At 73.4% G+C, this 20,552-nt stretch carries 16 protein-coding genes and 1 riboswitch; of the genes, 6 read left to right on the forward strand and 10 right to left on the reverse strand.

Annotated elements, in window-relative coordinates; translation table 11 throughout:
• Positions 1-78 precede the first annotated feature (78 nt).
• Positions 79-1,764, reverse strand: coding sequence for an aminotransferase class V-fold PLP-dependent enzyme (locus tag EXE57_RS02275; protein ID WP_135073623.1), 1,686 nt, complete (start codon positions 1,762-1,764; stop codon positions 79-81).
• A 70-nt stretch (positions 1,765-1,834) separates the two neighbouring features.
• A complete protein-coding gene (locus EXE57_RS02280; RefSeq protein WP_135073625.1) occupies positions 1,835-3,574 on the reverse strand; it encodes a hypothetical protein in 1,740 nt (579 codons plus the stop codon).
• A gap of 167 nt (positions 3,575-3,741) precedes the next feature.
• On the opposite strand from EXE57_RS02280, the gene EXE57_RS02285 reads away from it, so the two are divergent.
• The 6 genes from EXE57_RS02285 to EXE57_RS02310 all read left to right on the forward strand — a co-directional run bounded on the left by EXE57_RS02285 (position 3,742) and on the right by EXE57_RS02310 (position 12,123).
• Complete coding sequence (locus EXE57_RS02285; protein ID WP_244246957.1) at positions 3,742-4,569, forward strand: formate dehydrogenase accessory sulfurtransferase FdhD; 828 nt, start codon at positions 3,742-3,744, stop codon at positions 4,567-4,569.
• A 68-nt stretch (positions 4,570-4,637) separates the two neighbouring features.
• The gene (locus EXE57_RS02290; RefSeq protein WP_135073627.1) at positions 4,638-4,916 is read left to right on the forward strand and encodes a Fe-S cluster assembly protein HesB; all 279 of its coding nucleotides are present in this window, start codon (positions 4,638-4,640) and stop codon (positions 4,914-4,916) included.
• Between the two features lie 78 nt (positions 4,917-4,994).
• Positions 4,995-6,164: an exonuclease SbcCD subunit D gene (locus EXE57_RS02295; RefSeq protein WP_135073629.1), complete on the forward strand. Its 1,170-nt coding sequence runs from the start codon at positions 4,995-4,997 to the stop codon at positions 6,162-6,164.
• Positions 6,161-9,151: an AAA family ATPase gene (locus EXE57_RS02300; RefSeq protein WP_135073631.1), complete on the forward strand. Its 2,991-nt coding sequence runs from the start codon at positions 6,161-6,163 to the stop codon at positions 9,149-9,151. Before EXE57_RS02295 ends, EXE57_RS02300 begins: the two co-directional genes overlap by 4 nt.
• A 42-nt stretch (positions 9,152-9,193) precedes the next feature.
• Positions 9,194-10,717, forward strand: coding sequence for a TldD/PmbA family protein (locus EXE57_RS02305; protein WP_135073633.1), 1,524 nt, complete (start codon positions 9,194-9,196; stop codon positions 10,715-10,717).
• The gene (locus EXE57_RS02310; protein WP_135073635.1) at positions 10,714-12,123 is read left to right on the forward strand and encodes a metallopeptidase TldD-related protein; all 1,410 of its coding nucleotides are present in this window, start codon (positions 10,714-10,716) and stop codon (positions 12,121-12,123) included. Before EXE57_RS02305 ends, EXE57_RS02310 begins: the two co-directional genes overlap by 4 nt.
• A 3-nt stretch (positions 12,124-12,126) precedes the next feature.
• Here EXE57_RS02310 and EXE57_RS02315 read toward each other — a convergent pair whose 3' ends face one another.
• The 8 genes from EXE57_RS02315 to EXE57_RS02350 form a co-directional block, all read right to left on the reverse strand.
• Entirely contained in the window at positions 12,127-12,477 is a 351-nt protein-coding gene (locus EXE57_RS02315; RefSeq protein WP_135073637.1) for a hypothetical protein, read from the reverse strand.
• Positions 12,478-12,555: 78 nt separating this feature from the next.
• Complete coding sequence (locus EXE57_RS02320) at positions 12,556-13,476, reverse strand: CHAD domain-containing protein (RefSeq protein WP_135073639.1); 921 nt, start codon at positions 13,474-13,476, stop codon at positions 12,556-12,558.
• A 2-nt stretch (positions 13,477-13,478) separates the two neighbouring features.
• Positions 13,479-14,768 carry a serine hydrolase domain-containing protein gene (locus EXE57_RS02325; RefSeq protein WP_135073641.1) on the reverse strand — a complete coding sequence of 430 codons (1,290 nt, stop codon included), beginning with the start codon at positions 14,766-14,768 and terminating at the stop codon, positions 13,479-13,481.
• A gap of 9 nt (positions 14,769-14,777) precedes the next feature.
• Positions 14,778-17,645, reverse strand: coding sequence for an aminomethyl-transferring glycine dehydrogenase (gene gcvP / locus EXE57_RS02330; RefSeq protein WP_135073643.1), 2,868 nt, complete (start codon positions 17,643-17,645; stop codon positions 14,778-14,780).
• 70 nt (positions 17,646-17,715) lie between these two features.
• Positions 17,716-17,823, reverse strand: a riboswitch (glycine riboswitch).
• A 43-nt stretch (positions 17,824-17,866) separates the two neighbouring features.
• Positions 17,867-18,442 carry a MerR family transcriptional regulator gene (locus EXE57_RS02335; RefSeq protein ID WP_135080533.1) on the reverse strand — a complete coding sequence of 192 codons (576 nt, stop codon included), beginning with the start codon at positions 18,440-18,442 and terminating at the stop codon, positions 17,867-17,869.
• A 228-nt stretch (positions 18,443-18,670) separates the two neighbouring features.
• Positions 18,671-19,138: a bifunctional nuclease family protein gene (locus tag EXE57_RS02340; protein ID WP_135073645.1), complete on the reverse strand. Its 468-nt coding sequence runs from the start codon at positions 19,136-19,138 to the stop codon at positions 18,671-18,673.
• Between the two features lie 170 nt (positions 19,139-19,308).
• Positions 19,309-20,043 carry a transcriptional regulator FtsR gene (gene ftsR / locus EXE57_RS02345; protein WP_135073647.1) on the reverse strand — a complete coding sequence of 245 codons (735 nt, stop codon included), beginning with the start codon at positions 20,041-20,043 and terminating at the stop codon, positions 19,309-19,311.
• Positions 20,043-20,546, reverse strand: a complete 504-nt coding sequence (locus tag EXE57_RS02350) for an FHA domain-containing protein (protein WP_135073649.1) — start codon at positions 20,544-20,546, stop codon at positions 20,043-20,045. Before EXE57_RS02350 ends, ftsR begins: the two co-directional genes overlap by 1 nt.
• Between the last annotated feature and the right edge of the window lie 6 nt (positions 20,547-20,552).

The following is a 20,552-nucleotide window of genomic DNA, read 5'->3' on the forward strand; positions in this document are numbered from 1 at the left end:
CGACTCTTACATTCTAGGAGTACGCGAGTGCTGTCGGCGCATCACCGACGCGGTGATGTCGGACACCAGCCGCGAGGGTCACCGGGGCATCGCCGAGACCGGCAGGTCGAACCAGCGCAGGTGCTCGAAGTCGGGGCGCAGGTCGGCCGGGTGGTCGTCCAGGTCCGGCCCCTCGGCCGCCGCCAGCAGCGCCTTGCCGTCGGTCAGGTGCTGGGCGAGCAGCTCGACGCCGCCCCGGTCGTCGTTGCGCGGCATCGAGACCCGCCCGTCGGCGTACGACACGTCGCGCAGCGAGAGCGGCGGCGTGACCAGGCCGTCGCGGTGGCGCCACCGCCCCGACGCCTCGTCGAAGAGGTAGTCCCCCAGCAGCCGCCAGCCGTCGTGGGCGACCATCCGGACCGCCTCGATGATGTAGTCGACGACCGCGTCGGAGACGAAGTAGTTGAAGTTGACCCGTACCCAGCCCGGCTTGATGCCCTCGCAGCCGCCGGTGATCTCCCGCTCGAACTCGTGGGAGCGCTCGAGGTCGATCCCGAGCAGCCGGTGGCCGTAGGGTCCGGCGCACGAGCAGCCACCGCGCGACTGGATCCCGAAGAGGTCGTTGAGCAGCGCCACGACGTAGTTGTGGTGGAGGTGCCGCCCCGACGGCGACCGGATGACGAAGGAGACGATCGAGAGCCGCTCGCGCTCGAGGTTGCCGAGGATCTCGATCGCGGGCTCCTGGCGCCACGCCTCGACGGCCCGGTGCAGGAAGCGCTCCTCGTGCTCGCGGATGGTCTCGACCCCCACGGCCTCCTTGAGCTGGAAGACCAGCCCCGCGCGGATCGCCTCGATGATGGCCGGCGTCCCGCCCTCCTCGCGCTGCGCGGGGTCGTCGAGGTAGCGGTGGTCGTCGGGGTTCACGTAGGCCACCGTCCCGCCCCCCGGGACGTCGGGCACCCGGTTGGCGAAGAGCGCCCGCCTGGCCACCAGCACGCCGGGCGTGGCCGGACCGCCGATGAACTTGTGCGGGGACAGGAAGATCGCGTCCTTGTACGCCGGACCCGCGGCCGGGTCCCCCATGTCGACGTCGACGTACGGAGCCGCCGCGGCGAAGTCGTAGAGGCTGAGCGCGTCGTGCTCGTGGAGCAGCGACGAGATCGCGGCTGTGTCGGAGACGATCCCGGTGACGTTGGAGGCCGCCGAGAAGGAGCCGATCCGCAACGGCCGGTCGGCGTGCTCCTCGAGCCTGGCCCGCAGGTCGTCGAGGTCCACTCCCCCGTCCGGGTCCTGCCGGATCGTGACGACGTCGGCGATCGACTCCCGCCACGGGATCTCGTTGGAGTGGTGCTCGTAGGGGCCGATGAACACGACCGGCCGGTCCCCGGGAGGGATGCGCTCGGTCAGGTGGTGGACGTCGTCGAGCGCCGAGGGGATCCGGAGCCCCAGGATGCCGATCAGCTTGTCGATCGCGGCGGTGCAGCCCGAGCCGGTGAAGACGACGACGCAGTCCTCTCCCCCGCCGACCGCCTCGCAGACGATGTCGCGAGCCTCCTCGCGCAGCCGTGTCGTCTGCAGGCCGGTCCCGCTCGACTCGGTGTGGGTGTTGGCGTACGACGGCAGCACCTGGCCGCGGATGAAGTCCTCGATGAAGGACAGCGCCCGGCCCGAGGCGGTGTAGTCGGCGTACGTCACCCGCCGCCGGCCGTACGGCGTGGACATCACGTGGTCCTCGCCGATCACCGCCTCGCGGATCAGCCCCAGGAGCGCCTCCGGGTCGTTCACGGTTCCCAACCTAGACAGCAGACGGGCCGGGAGCCATGCTCCCGGCCCGTCTGGTGCGGATGATTCGCGGTCAGCGGCGGACGATCAGCGGCGCCCGGCGCTGGCCGACGACGACCAGGGCCTGCGGGTCGCTGACCGACTCGGCCCGGACCTGGCCGCGACGCTGCCAGAACGTCACGCTGGCCCGGACCTCGTCGTTGCGCACGTCGCTGGCGAGCGCCTCCTGCACCTCGGTGACGGTCTCGGCCTCGTAGAGCCCCTCGTTCCAGGTGTAGGAGCCGCCCTCGACCTCGAGGTAGCCCTCGCCGCCGGCCTTGCGCGGCACCCGGACGGTCTGCGGCAGCCAGGTGTCGCCGTCAGGTCCCGCCAGCCGGGTGCGGAGCGTCATCAGGTCGCCGGGCGAACCGATGGCAGGGGTCCGGCGGTTGACCGTGACCCAGTGGCCGCGGCGCTTCTGCTGGACCTGGGCGACCCGCAGCGTGTCGGTGCTGTCGTCGACCTCGCCGGTGGTGTCGATCGTCGCGAGCTGGACACCCTCCATGCGCGACAGCATCCAGACCAGGTCGGCCATCGACCAGAGGCTCTCGTAGGCGATGTCGTAGTCGGAGGTGAAGCGGTCGCTCCAGTCGATCGTGAACGCCTGGCCGTCGGCGGTGCCGGTGAGGGTGATGCCGGCGACCTCGGAGCCCGGCTGGATGGCGTCGATCGTGACGTCGTGGAGCGAGAGCAGCTGCATCGCGGTGACGTCGGCGTTCCAGTCCTGGGAGAGCGAGTGGCTCAGGGCGTCCCGCTCGCGGCTGCCGTAGCTCACCGTCGAGGAGACGTCGACCTCGGCCGGCGTGGCGCCGATCGCGCCGGTGATGCCGGTGAGGCGGTCCTGGGTGATCGTGCCGGCCGGCTCACCGAGGTTGGCGACCTTGAAGCCGGCTCCCAGCGAGTCCTCCTGGATGTAGAGGGCGTCCGCCGGCATCAGGCCCAGCGACGTCCCGCCGCTGAACATCATCGGGTGGCCGAACCCGACCACGTCGTCGGCGCAGCGGTCGGTCACGGTGCCGACCCCGCCGGCGGTGATGGTGCCGTAGGAGATCGCGGCGCCGAGGTTGCCGCCGTCCTTCACGTCGGCGGGCTCTGCGGCCATGCTGCCCGCGGCGCTGCCGACCAGGCTCCCGGCGCGGCCCTGGCGGGTGATCCACTTCCGGTCCTGGCGGAGCTGCTTGAGACGGGCCGAGTCGATGCCGGAGATCGTCATCGGGACCCGGAGCCGGGTCAGGCCGTTGCTGGCCTGGCGGGCGGTGACGTCGGTGCTGGCGGCGATCTCGCGGGCCATCGGCGCGCCGATGGCGACCTTCGCGGTGGCGGGCTGACCGGGGAGGTAGTCGTCCATCTGCTCGTAGGGCGTGATGCCGGCCACCGACGACGGCCCCCAGGAGAGGCCGTACGCGACGGCGCCGAGCAGCTGGCCGTCCTCGGTGTAGACGGGCGAGCCGGACATGCCCTGCCAGATGCCCACGCGGTCGATCTCGGACGACTCCATGTCGGCGATGATCATGTCGACGCCGGGGGCGATGCCGTCGGTGAGCACGCCGAGCACCTCGCCGGTGAACGCCTCCGGGTCGACGCCGTCGGTGACGGTGAGACCGTCCACGAGCATGCCGTCGGTGATGTCGGCGACCGGGAAGGCGGTGGCGCAGTCCTCGGCCGGCGGGACGGACTGGGCCGGGGACGCCGTGATCGCGGCGCCGCTGCCCAGCAGCGCCATGCTCGCCACGATCGCAGCCGCTCCCCGGCTGCGCGCAGACTTGGTCTTCATTGCACTCTCCCTCTCCGCGAAGGAGGCGGACGCCCCCGTTCACCCTTACGACGCGCACAGGGGGTGTTCGGTTGCCCCCGGGAGACGCGCTGCCCAGATCCTGCCCTCACGGAGGCTCCGCGCGCATGAGTACGCGTGCTCTCGTCGCAGGTGCCTAGGCTGACGGGGTGAGCGAGAACTCCCGACCCGGGCCGACCGTGCGCGTGACCACCGTCGAGCACTCCCCCGCCGGCGAGCAGCGGCGCGAGGACCGCGTCGCGGCGGAGGAGCCGCTCGAGATCCGGCTGGCGTGGCCCGGGGCGGCCGCGCGACGGGTGTGGGTGACGATGCGCACGCCCGGTCACGACTTCGAGCTCGCGGCCGGGTGGCTGCTGCACGAGGGCCTCGCCGGGCTCGCCGACGTGCGGACGGTGGCCTACTGCACCGACGTGGACCTCAGCCCGCAGGAGGAGTTCAACGTCGTGACGGTGACCCTGGGCACCGCCCCGGCCCGCGACGTCTCCCACCGTCACGCGGCCGCCTCGGCCGGCTCCTCGGCGTGCGGGGTGTGCGGCAAGGACTCGGTCGCGGAGGCGCTGTCGACCCCGCGCGGCCGGCGGTGGGCCGGGCCCGACCCGGACGCCGACGTCGTCCGAGCCCTCCCCGACCGACTGCGCGAGGCGCAGCCGGTGTTCGGGCAGACCGGGGGCGTGCACGCGGCCGGCCTGGCGACCGCGGCCGGTGAGCTCCTCGTCGTTCGCGAGGACGTCGGGCGCCACAACGCCGTCGACAAGGTCACCGGAGCCCGGGTGCTCGCCGGACTCGCCCCCGCCGAGGCGGTGCTGGTGGTCAGCGGCCGGGCGGGCTTCGAGCTGGTCCAGAAGGCGGTCGCGGCCGGCGTCGGGAGCCTGGTGGCCGTCGGGGCACCCTCCTCCCTGGCGGTCGGCCTGGCGCACGAGGCGGGGCTCGGGCTGTGGGGCTTCACCCGGGGGGCGCGCACCGTCCGCTACGTCTGAGCGGGTTTGTGTCGGGCGCCGATGTGCGCCACGGTGGAGGGGTACTGCACTCGATCGGAAGCGAGCTCATGCTCACCCTCACCGAGAACGCCAGCACCGTCGTCAAGGGCATCGCCGAGCAGATCCCGGAGGCCAACGGCCTGCGGATCACCGCCGGCGACACCCAGCCCCCCTCCTTCGACGTCGCCCCCGCCGCCAACGCGGAGCCGGGTGACGCCGTCGTCGAGCAGGAGGGTGCCACCGTCTACCTCGACGGCGGCGCCGCAGACGTGCTCGACGACAAGGTGCTCGACGCCAGCGTCGACCAGGAGGGCCGCGTGGAGTTCGCCCTGGCACCCCAGGACTGACCTCCCCGCAGCACCCCGCTCGGGGCGACCGCGGCGTGGGTCCCCGGCCCTGTCGGTGGCCCGACCTACGGTCGTCCCGTGCGGATCCTCCACACCTCTGACTGGCACCTCGGGCGCTCCTTCCACCGCGAGGCGCTGCTCGACGCCCAGGCGAGTTTCGCCGACCACCTGCTCGAGGTCGTCGAGCATGAGCAGGTCGACCTGGTCGCCGTCTCCGGCGACGTCTACGACCGGGCGCTGCCCCAGGTCGATGCGGTCGCCCTCGCCGACGAGACCTTCGCCCGGCTGGCCGCCTCGCGCGCCCGCGTGGTGGTGACCAGTGGCAACCACGACAGTGCCCGGCGCCTGGGCTTCGGCGCTCGCCTGATGGACGCCGCCGGTCTCCACGTCCGCACCGACGCCGCGGGCGTCGGTCGCCCCGTCCTGCTCGAGGACGCCCACGGACCGGTCGCGGTCTACGGCCTCCCCTACCTCGATCCTGACGTGGTCCGGGAGCCGTGGGGGCTCACCGCGCGGTCCCACGAGGCCGCGCTGGGCGCGGCCATGGCCCGGGTCCGCGCCGACCTCGACGACCGTCCCCCCGGCACCCGTTCCGTCGTGCTCGCCCACGCGTTCGTCGCCGGCTGCCAGCCGAGCGACTCCGAACGGGACATCAGCGTCGGCGGCGTCTCCATGGTGTCGTCCTCTGTCTTCGACGGGGTCTCCTACACCGCGCTCGGCCACCTCCACGGCCCCCACGTGCTCTCCGACGCGGTCCGCTACAGCGGCTCCCCGCTGGCCTACTCCTTCTCCGAGGCCCGGCAGCGCAAGGGGTCGTGGCTGGTCGACCTCGACGCCGGCGGCCGGGTCAGCGCCGAGTTCGTCGAGGCGCCCGTCCCCCGGCCGCTCGCGGTGGTGCGCGGGTCCCTCGACGAGCTGCTGGCCGACCCTGCGCTCGCCCGCCACGAGGCCGCGTGGCTGCAGGTCACGCTCACCGACGACGTACGGCCGCAGCGGCCGATGGAGCGGCTCCGGGCCCGCTTCCCCCACACCCTGGCGCTGCTCTTCGAGCCGACGGCGCCGCTGCCCGGCCGGGCGCCCACGGCCCGGATCCACGGTCGCTCCGACCACGACATCACCCTCGACTTCGTCGCCGACCTGCGCGGGCGCGGCGCGAGCCCGGAGGAGGCCGAGCTGCTCCAGTTGGCGTGCGACTCCTGTGGCGAGGACCCCGAGGTCGACACCCTCCTGAGCGAGGTGGGGCGATGAGGCTCCACGAGCTCCAGGTCACCGCCTTCGGCCCCTTCGCCGGACAGGTGTGCGTCGACTTCGACTCCCTCTCCGAGTCCGGCCTGTTCCTGCTGACCGGGGCGACCGGTGCGGGCAAGACGAGCGTCCTCGACGCCGTGTGCTTCGCCCTCTACGGCGCCGTCCCCGGCGACCGACAGGGCGCCAAGCGGCTCCGGTCGGACCACGCGGCCCCCGGCGCCACCCCGGTCGTGTCGCTGGAGTTCGGCGTCGCCGGCCGGCGGTTCCTGGTCCGCCGCAGCCCGGCCTGGGAGCGTCCCAAGAGACGCGGCACCGGCACCACCCGCGAGCAGGCGTCCGTGGTGCTCTCCGAGCGCGTCGACGGGACCTGGCAGACGCTGGCGACCCGGCTCGACGAGGCCGGCCACCTCGTCACGGAGCTGCTGGGGATGACGCTGGCCCAGTTCTGCCAGGTGCAGCTGCTGCCGCAGGGGCGGTTCCAGGCGTTCCTCCGCTCGGAGTCCGACGAGCGGCACCGCCTGCTCCAGCGCCTGTTCCGGACCGCACGCTTCGAGGACGTCGAGCAGTGGCTGCGCGAGCGGCGTCGCAGCCTCCGCCAGGCCTCAGGTCGCCGCCACGACGTGGTCTCGGAGACGGTCAGCCGGCTCAGCGAGGCGTCCGGCAGCCCGCTGCCCGAGGGCTGGGACCTCCACGACCTCGCGCCCCACGTCACCGAGCTCGCCCCGTGGGCGGTCGAGGCCCGCGAGCGTGCCCTCGCCGCCGCACGCACGGCGGCGCGCGTCGTCGAGGAGGTCGCCGTCGCGGAGGCCACCTCGCGCACCGCCCTGGAGGGAGCGCGCCGGCTCGCCGACCTCCAGCAACGCCACGGGCGCGCCCGGCACGAGGCAGCCGCCCTCGAGGCGGCCGAGCCCGCCCACCGGGCACGGTCCGCGGCGCTCGACGCCGCTCGCCGCGCGACGGCGGTCCTCCCCCGCAGCGACGAGGCCGAGCGCGCCCGCCGGCACGCGGTCCGCGCGGCGGCGACCGCCGACGAGCTGCTGACCTCTGCCCGGATCCTGCTCGGGAGGCCCGACTGCGCCGTCCCCGACCTCGAGCTCGCCGCTGCGGCCGCCACCACCGAGGCGGCCGAGGCGCGTGCGAGGACCAGCCACGTCGTGGAGCTGGAGTCGCTGCAGTCGGAGATCGCGGAAGGTGCCGCCCGGCGGTCCGAGCTGGCCGGGCGCCTGGAGCGCCTGGACGCGCGAGCGGCCTCCCTCCCCGCCGACCTCGCCCGCGCACGCGCCGACGAGGCCGCGGCCGCCCGCGCCGACGACCGGCTGCCCGTCGCCCGGCGCGAGACCGAGGAGGCCGCCGCGCGACTCGAGGCCGGCCGGCTCGCTGCCCGCCTCGTCGCCGAGCGGGTCGAGGCCAAGACCCTCGCACGGGCCTCGGTCGACGCGGCCCAGGACCTGCGCGAGCGGTGGTTGCAGATCCAGGAGCAGCGCCTCGAGGGGATGGCCGCGGAGATGGCCACCGCCCTGGCCGTCGGCGCCAGCTGCCCCGTCTGCGGCTCCGACGACCATCCCCACCCGGCCCGTCCAGCGCCCGGTGCTCCCGACCTCTCCGACGAGCGGTCTGCGCGCCGTGCTGTCGACGACGCCGAGGCCGAGCGCCACGCCCGGACGATCGCGGTCAGCGACCTGACGACCCGGATCACGCTCGCGCGGGAGCGCGCCGGCGGACGCCCCACCCCCGTGCTGGAGCGCGATCACCAGGTCCTCGCGGAGGCCCTCGGCCGGCTCGAGGCAGCGGCCGGCGCCCTGGACGAGACCCGTGACCGGCGCCAGGGGCTCGAGGAGGAGCTCGAGGAGCTCACCGCCCGACGGGCCGACGTCACGGCCCAGCTCGCGCGCCTCGACGCGACCGCTGCCGGTCGCGAGGAGCGCGCAGCCGCCTTGCGCGAGGAGCTCGCTGCGCTGCTGGCGCCTTCCGGACACACCAGCGTGGCCGACCTCGCCGCCCATCTCGACAGAGTCGCAGCCGTCTGCCGGGAAGCGGCCCGGGCCACCACCAGCCGCGACGAGGCCGGGGCCGCCGCCACGACGGCGGCGGCGCGGGCAGACGCGGTCGCGGCGGAACACGGCTTCCCCGATGTCGCAGCTGCTCGGGCGGCCGCGCTCCCCGCGCTCCTGCTCGAGCGGCTCGAGCAGGAGGTCCGGGCCCACGAGGTCGCGCTCGCGACGGCGACCCGCGCCCTCGAGGACCCCGACCTCCGAGCAGCGTCCGCCGCCGCTGCGCCGGACGTCGAGGCCCTGGTCGCGCGCCACCGGGGGGACGCCGAGGCGCTCACCGGCGCCCGGACCGCGGTCACTGTCGCCGAGGCCGCCGTCACCCGGCTGACCAGCCTCTCGTCCGCCCTCGAGGATGCCGTGGCCGCGTGGTCCCCCGTGCTCTCCGACCTGGCCCTCGCCGAGCGGCTGGCCTCGCTCACCGACGGGACCTCCCCCGACAACCGGCTGCGGATGCGGCTGTCCGCCTACGTCCTCGCCTACCGCCTCTCCCAGGTGGTGGCGGCGGCCAACGACCGCCTCGCCCGGCTCTTCGACCACCGCTACTCCCTCGAGCACACCGGTGACCGCGGCGTCGGGGAGTCCCGCGGCGGGCTGAGCCTGCGGGTGCGCGACGACTGGACCGGCGAGTCCCGTGACCCCGCCACGCTCTCGGGGGGTGAGACCTTCGTCGTCTCCCTCGCGCTGGCCCTCGGACTGGCCGACGTCATCGCCCACGAGGCAGGCGGGTCCGAGCTGGACACCCTCTTCGTGGACGAGGGCTTCGGCACGCTCGACGCCGAGACCCTCGACCAGGTGATGGACACCCTCGACTCGTTGCGCGACGGCGGCCGGGTCGTCGGGGTCGTCAGCCACGTCGCGGAGATGCGCGACCGGATCCCCACCCAGCTCCACGTCCGCAAGCAACGCGCCGGGTCGACGCTGAGCCAGGCACGCTGAGTCGCTTCGAGCGGCTGCTCGCCATGGGTTAGGTTCGCCCCCATGACCGGTGCTGCTCTCGACCCGACCTTCACCGCGCTCCCCCACCGCAGCCTCGGCGATGCGGCCCTCGAGCGTGCCCGCGCGCTGGGCGTCAGCCACGCGGACTTCCGCTTCGAGCGGGTCCGCTACCAGCACCTCGGCGTCCGCGACGGCGTCCTGCAGGGCGCTGCCGACTCCGAGGACGTCGGGTTCGCGGTGCGCGTCATCCACCGCGGCGCGTGGGGGTTCGCCTCGGGCGTGGTGCTCACCCCCGACGAGGCGGCCGCGGTCGCGGAGCGTGCCGTCGAGGTCGCCCTGGTCGCCGCCGAGATGACGACGTCGCCCGTCGAGATCGCCGACGAGCCGACGTACGACGACGTGACGTGGGTGTCGGCCTACGAGGTCGATCCCTTCTCCGTGCCGACCTCCGACAAGGCCGCCCTGCTGATCGACTGGAGCGAGCGGCTGCGCCGCCACCCGGCCGTCCAGCACGCCACGGCCTCGTTGCAGCAGGTCCACGAGAACAAGTACTACGCGGACCTCTCCGGCACGCGGACCACCCAGCAGCGGGTGCGCCTGCAGCCGCACTTCGAGGCGATGGGCACCGACGAGGAGTCGGGCGTCTTCGACTCGATGTCCTCGATCGCGCCTCCGGTGGGTCGCGGCTGGGAGTACCTCACCGACGGCGGCCACGACTGGGACGCCGAGCTCGCCGAGGCCCCCGAGCTGCTCGCGGAGAAGTTGCGCGCCCCGGGGGTCGAGGCCGGCAGCTACGACCTCGTGATCCACCCCTCCAACCTGTGGCTGACCATCCACGAGTCGATCGGCCACGCCACCGAGCTCGACCGAGCCCTGGGCTACGAGGCCAACTACGCCGGCACCTCGTTCGCGACGTACGACAAGCTCGGCACCCTCCAGTACGGCTCGCCGGTCATGAACGTCACCGGGGACCGCACGGTCGAGCACGGCCTCGCGACGGTCGGCTACGACGACGAGGGCGTGGCGACCCGCGAGTGGGACATCGTCAGGGACGGCGTGCTGGTCGGCTACCAGCTCGACCGGTCGATGGGCAGGATGAAACCCGAGCTCCACGACGGGCGCTCCAACGGCTGCGCCTATGCCGACTCCCCCGGCCACATCCCCATCCAGCGGATGGCCAACGTCTCGCTGCAGCCCTCCCCCGACGACGTGTCCACCGAGGACCTGATCGGCCGGGTCGAGCGAGGGCTGTACGTCGTGGGCGACAAGTCGTGGTCGATCGACATGCAGCGCTTCAACTTCCAGTTCACCGGACAGCGCTTCTTCCGCATCGAGGACGGGCAGCTGGCCGGCCAGGTGCGTGACGTCGCCTACCAGGCGACGACGACGGACTTCTGGGGCTCGATGGAGGCGGTCGGGGGGCGCGACACCTGGGTCCTGGGCGGGGCCTTCAACTGCGGCAAGGCGCAGCCGGGCCAGGTCGCCGCCGTCAGCCACGGGTGCCCGACGTCGCTGTTCCGCGGCGTCCGCATCCTCAACACGACCGACGAGGCAGGCACGCGATGACCAGCACGCACGGCGTTCCCGCCGCCACCCCGCAGAGCCTGGTCGAGCACGCCCTGGCCACCTCCGTCGCCGACGACTGCATCGCGCTGGTGCGCGACCGCACGCAGGCGAACCTGCGGTGGGCCAACAACACGCTGACCACCAACGGCGTCATGCACGGCGTGGACGTGACCGTCATCAGCTTCGTCCACCAGGCAGGAGGGACCAGCAGCGGCTCGGTCAGCGGCAGCGCCACGACGCAGGCGCAGGTGAGCGCGCTGGTCCACGCCGCCGACGCGGCGGCCCGCGCGGGCTCGCCCGCCGAGGACGCCGCCGACCTGGTCACCGGCGACGCCACCGCCGACTGGGACGACGCCCCCGAGCCGACCGACATCCACGTCTTCGACACCTTCGCCCCCGCCCTGGGCGAGGCCTTCGGGCGCGCGGGCGCCGCCGGCCGCGTCCTCTACGGGTTCGTCTCGCACGAGCACGTGACGACGTACCTCGGCTCGACCACCGGGCTGCGGCTGCGGCACGTCCAGCCGACGGGGCACTACGGCTGCACGGGCAAGAACGCGGCTCTCACCGACAGTGCGTGGGTCGGCGGCGCGACCCGTGACTTCACCGACGTCGACGCGCTGGCGATGGACGCCACGCTGGCCCAGCGGCTCGCCTGGTCCGCCAGGCAGGTCGACCTGCCCGCCGGGCGCTACGACACGATCCTGCCGCCCAGTGCCGTCGCGGACCTGATGATCGACGCCTACTGGTACGCCGGCGCCCGCACGGCCCACGAGGGCCAGTCGGTCTACAGCCGCCGCGGGGGCGGCACCCGGATCGGCGAGCAGGTGGCGCGCCCCGGCGTCCACCTCTTCTCCGACCCGGCACACCCCGGGCTCGAGGCGACGCCCTTCGTGACGGCGTCGACGTCGGACAACGAGCAGTCGGTCTTCGACAACGGGCTGGAGCTGCGCCGCCACGACTGGATCGCCGACGGGACGCTCACCTCGCTGCTGCAGACCCGGCACTCCGCCGGCCTGACCGACCAGCCGGTCACGCCGTACGTCGACAACCTGGTGCTGGAGGTGGACGGCGGGACGGGCTCGGTCGAGGACCTGGTCGCCGGGACCGAGCGCGGCCTGCTGCTGACCTGCCTCTGGTACATCCGGGAGGTGGATCCCCAGTCGCTGCTGCTGACCGGCCTGACCCGCGACGGGGTCTACCTGGTGGAGGACGGCGAGATCACCGGCTCGGTCAACAACTTCCGCTGGAACGAGAGCCCCGTCGACCTCCTCAACCGGTTCACGCACGCCGGCCGGAGCGTCCCGAGCTTCAGCAGGGAGTGGGGCGACGACTACTTCTCGCGTACGGCGACTCCCGCACTGCGGGTGCCCGACTTCAACATGTCGAGCGTCTCGCAGGCCCGCTGACGCTCAGCCTCCGGCGAGGCGCGCGAGCGTGTTCTGCAGGACGAAGACCGCGGTGACGGCCACCCCGATGGCCATGGGCAGCTTCGCGGCCTCGTCGCCGGCCAGCAGGGCGCGTCGGCCGAAGTGCAGGGCGAGCACCATCGGGACCGCGAAGACGGCCAGGGCCGGGAGCGCTGCTCCGGCGACCGCCCACCACGGTGGCGCCTGCTCGCCGTGCACCTCGTAGCCGTAGAGCGCCAACAGCCCCTCGCCCACGACGAAGGCCGCCACGAAGGCGACCGGGATCAGTGCCAGGGACCACCAGCTCCGAGCCCGGTCCGACCTCCTGGCGCGGTGCCCCGTCGTGGTCGTCATGGCCGCCCCCCTCCGCTCCCAGTGTCGCGAGGTGGGGAGTCCGCCCCCAGTGCCGAAGGTCCCGGTCCCTCCAGGTCCTCAGCGGAGCCAGCGACGCAGCCGCCCGCGAGCGACGCTCCGCCAGGTCGCGACCAGGGCGGCGTCCAGCTCGCGCCGACGGGCGTCCTCGCGGGCCAGCAGCGCGCCCCACGTGCGGGAGGGCTCCCCCGCTGCCTCCGCGGCGTCGGCCATCGCGGTGAGGTCGGCACGGACCAGCAGCAGGTCCTGCCGTTCGCCGAGGTGGTCGGTCAGCCGTCGGGAGGCGTCGGCGAGCTCGCGGGCCGGGTCGCCCCAGGCAGGACGGAGCGTCTCGGCGGCGTAGCGCAGCCGCTTGGCGGCCTTGCGGACGTCGTGCAGGGCGACGTCCTGGTCACTCGCCCCGGTCACCGCCGCCATCCGGCCGTGCAGCCGCTTCCAGTCCCGGCGCACCCGTCGCGGGAGCACCTCACCGGCGGGGCGGCCCGCCGCCGGTGTCCACGGCGGGTCCGCGACCAGCTCGTCCAGGTGGTCGAGCAGGGCGAGGTGGCGCGGCGAGTCGAGAACCCCGGTCAGCTGCTCCTCCCCGGAGACGAGACGGGCGGCGTACGTCGTGTCGAGGCGTCGCCGCACCGGTCCGGCGACCTCCTCCGCCGGCTCGGTCGCCAGCAGCCCGACGAGCCGCTCGTGGGCGACGTGGGGGTCCCTGACCTCGCCCAGCACCCCGCCGAGCCACCGCAGCTCCTCGCGCAGCGGGTCGGTCAGCTTGCGGTCGAGGGCCGGGCGGAAGGTCGCCAGCGCGGACCGCAGCCGCCGGCAGGCGATCCGGGCGCCGTGCACCCCCTCGTGGACGTCGTCGGAGCGGATCTGGTGCTCGCCCCGGTGCAGCTCGGCCACCTGGCGTGCCAGTCGCTGGTGGAGGACCGCCCCGGCAGCGACGTCGGGCGTGAGCCGGGTCGGCGCGTCGCCGTGGGCGGCGGTCATGCTCAGCCCCGACGGGCAGGGTGGCCGCCGGGGACGGCCACCTCCGGGTCGTACGGCGTCCTGGTGTGGACGAACGTGGCGACCTCGAGGTGGCCCACGGTGCCGTCGGGGCAGCGGTGCACGTGGAGCGTCTCCCCCCGGTGGTAGCCGTCGACACCGACCAGCCGCCCCTCGCGCAGCACGAACCGGCTCCGGCCACCGGGCGCCGCGAGCGCACGCAGGTCGAGGCCGTCGTTGTGCCAGCGTACCTCCACGGCCGAGTTCCCCCAGAACCACAGGCCGGGCAGGCCGGCCACCTCGGACGGCACCTCGGAGGTGGGGACCCACGGCTCGGGCACCTCGTCGATGAAGTCACCGTCGATCAGGTCCACCACCAGCCGTTCGGTGTCGACCCCGGTGGTCGCGTTGGTGAGCACCACGGCACCGATGCCGGAGCCGGGGTCGACGAAGACGCCGGCCATGAAGCCCGGCATGGTGCCGTTGTGGCCGACCAGCACTCCGCCGGCGTTGGTGGCGAGGCGCAGCCCCAGTCCGTAGGAGTCGGTGACCGGCAGCGTCATCTCGTGCAGGGTCGAGGGGTCGAGCAGGTCGGGTCGGCCGCCGGCGAGGAACTGCCCCCACAGCACCAGGTCGCCCACCGTGGACCACAGCTGGCCGGCCGGTGCCATGGCGCCCGTGTTGGTCAGCGGCTCGAGCGTGCGGACGCCGGTGAAGTGGTCGACGCTCCACCCGGGCTGCGCGTGCGGCCTCGGGAGGTAGGACGTCTGGGTCATGCCCAGCGGCGTGAGCAGCACGTCGTGGACCAGCGTGCGCCACGGCCGGCCGGTGACGCGGCACAGGACCTCGCCGAGCAGGCCGAACCCGAGGTTGGAGTAGTGGTACATCTCCCCGGGCCGCGCGACGCGTCCGGTGCCGTCGTTGGCCGCGGCCAGGGCCGCGAAGTCACTGCCGCGTGAGCGCTCCCACCACGGTCCGACCGGCTCGCTCTGCATCCCCGAGGTGTGGCTGAGCAGCTCGCGCAGGCTCGCCTCGGCGTACCCGACGTGGGCGCCGAGGTGCTGGCCCACCCGGTCGTCGAGGTGCAGCAGCCCGGCGTCGCGCGCCTGCATGACGAGCACGGCCGTCATGGTCTTGGTGATGGACCCGATGCGGTACTGCCCCTCGAGCCCGGGGCAGTCACCTGCCCGCCCCGCCCAGACCGGCCCGTAACGGTCGAACACGGCACCGACGAGCGACGTCAGCCGCCCCTCGGCCTGCGCGACGTCGAGGCAGACCTGCCTTCGTTCCCTCATCCGTGGGCCCTACGCGAACGCCTCGGGCGGCGGGCAGGCGCAGACCAGGTTGCGGTCGCCGTACGCCTGGTCGACCCGGGCCACCGGCGGCCAGTACTTGTCGGGGTCCACGCCCTGCGGGAAGGCGCCGAGCTCGCGGGAGTAGTTCCGGTCCCACTCGCCGACCACGGCGCGGGTCGTGTGGGGGGCGTGCCGCAGCGGTGAGTCCTCGGCGCTCCACTCCCCCGCGCCGACCCGGTCGATCTCGGCGCGGATCGCGATCATCGCGTCGACGAACCGGTCGATCTCGGCCAGGTCCTCGGACTCGGTCGGCTCCACCATCAGGGTGCCGGCCACCGGGAAGGACATCGTCGGGGCGTGGAAGCCGTAGTCGATGAGCCGCTTGGCCACGTCGTCCACCGTCACACCGGTCTGCTTGGTCAGCGGGCGCAGGTCCAGGATGCACTCGTGGGCGACCAGCCCGTTGTGCCCCCGGTAGAGGACGGGGAAGTGCTCGTCCAGCCGGTGGGCCACGTAGTTGGCGTTGAGCACCGCCACCGAGGTCGCGGTGGCCAGCCCCTCCGCCCCCATCAGCCGGACGTAGGCCCACGAGATCGGCAGCACGCCTGCCGAGCCGTAGGGAGCCGCGCTGATCGGGCCGATGCCCTCGCGCTTGGCAGGCTCGGGGTGCAGGTCGTGGGAGGGCAGGTACGGCGCCAGGTGCTGGCGCACCGCCACCGGGCCGACGCCCGGTCCACCCCCGCCGTGCGGGATGCAGAAGGTCTTGTGGAGGTTGAGGTGCGACACGTCGCCGCCGAACTCGCCCGGCCGAGCGTGCCCGAGCAGGGCGTTGAGGTTGGCGCCGTCGATGTAGACCTGGCCGCCGTGCTCGTGGACGACCTCGCAGAGCGTGGTGATGCCGTCCTCGTACGCGCCGTGGGTCGACGGGTAGGTGACCATGATCGCCGCGAGGTCGTCGCGGTGCGTCTCGCACTGCGCACGCAGGTCGTCGAGGTCGACCGAACCGTCCTCGGCGGCCTTGACCACGACCACCTTCATGCCCGCCATCACCGCGGAGGCGGCATTGGTGCCGTGGGCGGACGACGGGATCAGGCACACGTCGCGCTGCTCGTCGCCCCGCGCCCGGTGGTAGCCGCGGATGGCCAGCAGACCCGCGAGCTCGCCCTGGGAGCCGGCGTTGGGCTGGATCGAGACCCTGTCGTAGCCGGTCACGCTCGCGAGCCAGTCCTCGAGCTCGGTGACCAGACGGCGGTAGCCCTCGGCGTCCTCGGCCGGGGCAAAGGGGTGCAGGTCGGCGAAGCCCGGCAGCGAGACCGGCTCCATCTCGGTCGTCGCGTTGAGCTTCATCGTGCACGAGCCGAGCGGGATCATGCCGCGGTCGAGCGCGTAGTCGCGGTCCGAGAGCCGCCGGAGGTAGCGCAGCATCTCGGTCTCGCTGTGGTGGGTGGAGAACACCTCGTGGGTCAGGAAGTCGGTCTCCCGCCGCAGCGGGTCGGGGATCGCGTCCGCTGTCGCCTGGTCGAGGTCGTCGAGGTCGACCTCGGTGAGGCCGAACGCGGCGAGCACCGCCGTCAGCGTCTCGCGGGTCGTGCACTCGGAGGTGCTGATCCCGACCCGGTCGGCGTCGACCAGCCGCAGGTGGATCCCCCGCTCCCGGGCGTCGGCGACCACGGCCTCGGCGCGGCCCGCCACGCGGACCGTGAGGGTGTCGAAGAAGTCGGTGGCCTCGGGCTCGATGCCGCCCTGGCCGAGGGCCGCTGCGAGCACCGCGGCGTAGCGGTGGGTGCGGTTCGCGATCGTGCGCAGTCCGTCGGGGCCGTGGTGGACGGCGTACATCGAGGCGACCACGGCCAGCAGCACCTGGGCGGTGCAGATGTTGGAGGTCGCCTTGTCGCGGCGGATGTGCTGCTCCCGCGTCTGCAGCGCGAGGCGGTACGCGGGCCGGCCCTCCGCGTCCTTGGAGACACCGACCAGCCGGCCGGGCAGGTGGCGCTCGAGCCCGGCGGCGACCGACATGAAGCCCGCGTGCGGACCGCCGTAGAAGAGCGGCACGCCGAAGCGCTGCGAGGAGCCGACCGCCACGTCGGCGCCCAGCGCGCCCGGTGACTCCAGCAGGGTGAGCGCGAGCAGGTCCGCCGCCACGACCGCGAGCGCGCCTCGCTCGTGGGCCGCGTCGATCACGGGCCGCGGGTCGCGGACCCGTCCGCTGGCGCCGGGGTACTGGACCAGCACGCCGCACAGCTCGCCCTCGGGGAGCCCGTCGGCGAGGTCGGCCACGCCCACCTCGATGCCCATCGCGGCCGCGCGGGTCCGGACGACGTCGATCGTCTGCGGCAGCGCGTCCGCGTCGACGACGAACGGCCCGGAGGCCTTGCGGTTGGCACGGCGTACGAGGGTCATCGCCTCGGCCGCGGCGGTGCCCTCGTCCAGCAGCGAGGCGTTGGCGGTCGGCAGCCCCGTGAGGTCGCCGACGACCGTCTGGAAGTTGAGGAGCGCCTCGAGCCGTCCCTGCGAGATCTCCGGCTGGTACGGCGTGTAGGCGGTGTACCAGGCCGGGTCCTCCAGGACGTTGCGCCGGAGCACCGGCGGCGTGATCGTCGCGTGGTAGCCGAGCCCGATCATCGCCTCGGCCGGCCGGTTGGCCCCTGCCCGCTCCCGCAGCTCGCTCGCCACGATCGTCTCGGACGCCGCCGGCGGCAGGTCCAGCTCGACGGTCGACCGGATGCCGCCGGGGACGGCCGCCTCCATCAGCGCGTCGAGGGACTCGAAGCCGAGTGCCTCGAGCATGGTGTCGACCTCGTCACGGCGCGGCCCGAGATGGCGGTCCAGGAAGGGCTGGGCCTCGTCGAGGGCGCGGAGGGTGGGGTGGTCGGACACGGGTGGCTCCTCGGATCGGGTGCGATCGGGCGCCTCCCCCTCTGTCGGGAACCGCTCCCTCCAGAGTTGCCTGCCCCACACGGTCCTGTCGCCTGAGAGGTTCCGGGGAGGATTTGCCCCTTCGGCGCTTCCGTCGCCGGGCTGTGCACCCGGCCGAAGACTCTCCCGCGCGGTATCGACGGCGGTGCCAACCTATCACCGCCGCCGTGGCGGACCCGGGCTCAGCCCGTACGTCGGGAGGCGCGTCGCGCTGCCAGCTCGTCGCCCGCGGTGGACGCGTCGTCGGCCTCGGCGGCGGTCCGCTCGCTGGGGAGCTCGGCGAGGGTGCCCTCGATCTCGCGCCAGACCCCGCCGATGGCGATGCCGAAGACGCCCTGGCCGCCCTGGAGCAGGTCGATGACCTCGTCGTTGGAGGTGCACTCGTAGACCGAGACGCCGTCGCTCATGAGGGTGACGCGCGTCAGGTCGTCGGTGCCGCGCTCGCGCAGGTGCTGCACGGCGGTGCGGATCTGCTGGAGCGAGATGCCGGCGTCGAGGAGCCGCTTGATGACCTTGAGGATCAGGATGTCGCGGAAGGAGTAGAGCCGCTGGGTGCCCGAGCCGCTCGCACCGCGCACGGTGGGCTCGACCAGGCCGGTACGGGCCCAGTAGTCGAGCTGGCGGTAGGTGATGCCGGCAGCGTTGCACGCGGTGGGGCCGCGGTAGCCCGTGTCACTGGGGAGCGGCGAGACGTCGTCGGTGAAGAGCAGGCCCTGCTCCTCGGCAGCCTCCGCGACCAGCGCGGAGTCGTCCGACATCTGTCGAGCAGCATCCTGCTCGAAGTCCTTACCGGCCACGTGGTCCTCCTGGGCTACTCCGTTGCGCGTAACTCCCGGGGGAAGTGCCGGACCGCGAGCCACGGGTGACCACAACGGTGGAGTTACAACGAAGACGGTTCACCGTAAGCCCGTACTCCGGGGTGGTCAACGACAGCAGCGGCGTGTCGCAACCCTCAACCTCTACTTGAGGGTGATGGTTGAGGCGGATCAGCGGGACTCGAAGTCGTCCGGCGACACCTGGTCGAGGAACTCCCGGAACCGCTCGACCTCGTCCTCCTGCTCGGCCGGCACCGCCAAGCCCGCCTCGTCGAGGACCTCCTCGCTGCACACGATGCGGGTGCCGGTGCGCAGCGCGAGCGCGATGGAGTCGGACGGTCGGGCGCTGACCTCGGCGCCGGACGTGAACACCAGCGTGGCGAAGAAGACACCGTCGCGGACCTCGGTGATCCGCACCTCGTCGAGCTCGGTCCCGGTCGCGGCGAGCACGTCCTTCATCAGGTCGTGGGTCAGCGGGCGGGGCGGGACGACGCCCTGCTGGGCGAAGGCGATCGCGGTCGCTTCCACCGCCCCGATCCAGATCGGGAGGTAGCGCTCTCCCGCGACCTCGCGCAGCAGGACGATGGGCTGGTTGGAGGGCATCTCCACGCGGACGCCCATGACATCGACTTCGCGCACACCAGCACCCTACTCCCGGGACGTGAGGCCCCCGGCCGCCCGCCCGCCCCGGGCGTCACCTCACCCGTCACCCGGCCCAGCCGGATCCTGCACCTCCCACGCGTTGCACCGGCTGGGGAGCACAGGTTTCCCCGGCCCGCCGGGGAGACCTGCAGGGACGCGACGACCGCTCAGGAAGAGCGCAGCCCCGTCTTCACCAGCGTCGCGTGCAGGCGTACGGAGAGGGCCGCGATCTCGCTGACCGTCTCCTCGGCCCGGGCCGCGGCAGCGGTGTCGCGACCCCGCTTCTGGGGCGCCACGACCTGCTCGACCAGGCCCACCTCACGGTCGGCGGCGGTCTTGAAGGCGCGCAGGTGGCGGGGCTCGAAGCCGAAGTCGGCGAGCTCGCGGGCGGTCTGGGCGATGACCAGCGCGTCGGTGTCGTAGTGACGGGTCCCGGTCCGGGGCCGGATCAACCCGAACTGCTCGAGCTCCTCGAGCAGGTCCTCGCCGACCTCGGCGATCTTGAGCAGCTCCTTGCGGGAGAGCCGCAGGTGGTCGGTGCGGGTGAACGACTCCGGGCTCGGCAGGCCGTCGGCCGCCAGTGCCACCTTGGGGACCGTGGGGACGACCGAGTCGATCGGCGGCGGCTCGAGGCCCCGGTCGATGGCGTCGAGGTGCTCGCCGATCACCCGCAGCGGGAGGTAGTGGTCGCGCTGCATCGTGAGGATGTAGCGCAGCCGCTCGACGTCGGCGGTCGTGAACTTCCGGTAGCCGGCGGGGGTCCGCTCGGGCTTGACCAGCCCCTTGTCCTCGAGGAACCGGATCTTGGGGATCGTGACCCCCGGGAACTCGGGGCGCAGCCGGTCGAGGACCTGGCCGATGTTCATGCGCGACCGCGAGGCGGACGCTGCCGGCTCCGCCATCAGCTGCCCGTGTGCCCCGAGAAGAACACCAGGCGGTACTTGCCGATCTGGACCTCGTCGCCGTCGTTGAGCTGGACCCGGTCGATGCGGTCGCGATTGACGTAGGTGCCGTTGAGGCTGCCGGTGTCGGCGACCGTGAAGCTCTCGCCGTCGCGGTGGAACTCGGCGTGACGTCGCGAGACCGTCACGTCGTCGAGGAAGATGTGGCTGTCGGGGTGACGGCCCGCGTTGACCTGGTCGGCGTCGAGCAGGAACCGGCTGCCGGCTCCCGGACCGCGCTGGACGACCAGCAGGGCGTGGCCGGGCGGGAGCGCATCGACGGCCGCCGCGTCGACCGGGCTCAGGGCGCGGTCGGAGGTGTCGGTCTTGTCGCGGCCGGTGCCGATGTTGATGGTGGCGGTGGACTCACCACTCGGCTCCGCGGCGACCATCTTGGTCCCGCACTGCGAGCAGAATCGGGCGTCGTCCGGGTTCTCCCGGCCGCACGCGGTGCAGAACGGCATCGACTG

This window comes from Nocardioides euryhalodurans (assembly GCF_004564375.1).
Classification (GTDB): Bacteria; Actinomycetota; Actinomycetes; order Propionibacteriales; family Nocardioidaceae; genus Nocardioides; species Nocardioides euryhalodurans.

Bases quoted from the DNA above. Each gene is read 5' to 3' on its own strand.
- EXE57_RS02280 (WP_135073625.1), bottom strand. From the start codon at position 3,574: ATGAAGACCAAGTCTGCGCGCAGCCGGGGAGCGGCTGCGATCGTGGCG.
- EXE57_RS02290 (WP_135073627.1), top strand. From the start codon at position 4,638: ATGCTCACCCTCACCGAGAACGCCAGCACCGTCGTCAAGGGCATCGCC.
- EXE57_RS02300 (WP_135073631.1), top strand. From the start codon at position 6,161: ATGAGGCTCCACGAGCTCCAGGTCACCGCCTTCGGCCCCTTCGCCGGA.
- EXE57_RS02305 (WP_135073633.1), top strand. From the start codon at position 9,194: ATGACCGGTGCTGCTCTCGACCCGACCTTCACCGCGCTCCCCCACCGC.
- EXE57_RS02310 (WP_135073635.1), top strand. From the start codon at position 10,714: ATGACCAGCACGCACGGCGTTCCCGCCGCCACCCCGCAGAGCCTGGTC.
- EXE57_RS02315 (WP_135073637.1), bottom strand. From the start codon at position 12,477: ATGACGACCACGACGGGGCACCGCGCCAGGAGGTCGGACCGGGCTCGG.
- EXE57_RS02320 (WP_135073639.1), bottom strand. From the start codon at position 13,476: ATGACCGCCGCCCACGGCGACGCGCCGACCCGGCTCACGCCCGACGTC.
- EXE57_RS02325 (WP_135073641.1), bottom strand. From the start codon at position 14,768: ATGAGGGAACGAAGGCAGGTCTGCCTCGACGTCGCGCAGGCCGAGGGG.
- EXE57_RS02335 (WP_135080533.1), bottom strand. From the start codon at position 18,442: ATGTCGGACGACTCCGCGCTGGTCGCGGAGGCTGCCGAGGAGCAGGGC.
- ftsR (WP_135073647.1), bottom strand. From the start codon at position 20,043: ATGGCGGAGCCGGCAGCGTCCGCCTCGCGGTCGCGCATGAACATCGGC.
- EXE57_RS02350 (WP_135073649.1), bottom strand. From the start codon at position 20,546: ATGCCGTTCTGCACCGCGTGCGGCCGGGAGAACCCGGACGACGCCCGA.